1 protein-coding gene is annotated in these 257 nt (G+C 38.9%); it reads right to left on the bottom strand.

Annotation, left to right across the window (positions count from 1 at the left end):
* Positions 1–257 (bottom strand): immune inhibitor A domain-containing protein (locus AAEY80_RS14665; protein ID WP_350588617.1); only part of this gene is annotated, 257 nt, incomplete at both ends.

The following is a 257-nucleotide window of genomic DNA, read 5'->3' as shown; positions in this document are numbered from 1 at the left end:
CTTCGCCAATACTTGAATGAAATACCATTACATGGTCAATAATGCCATTAGGTTCATTAAGGATACCGTCACCATCAATATCATCTAAATCAGTTAAGTCATAATCCGCTAAATTAATATTAAACTTTGCAACTGCTTTCTCCACAGCCTCTTTAATTAAAGCGGGCGCATTTATATCCCGTGTACTGCCTTGGCGCTCACCATATATTTTTGCATTGCTATTAGCGGTTACCCAACCATATACCTGCCCGCTAAAG

Origin of the sequence: Psychrobacter sp. 78a-MNA-CIBAN-0178 (assembly GCF_040309625.1) — a bacterium.
Classification (GTDB): domain Bacteria; phylum Pseudomonadota; class Gammaproteobacteria; order Pseudomonadales; family Moraxellaceae; genus Psychrobacter; species Psychrobacter okhotskensis.
This window is presented reverse-complemented; position numbering and strand designations above follow the sequence as displayed.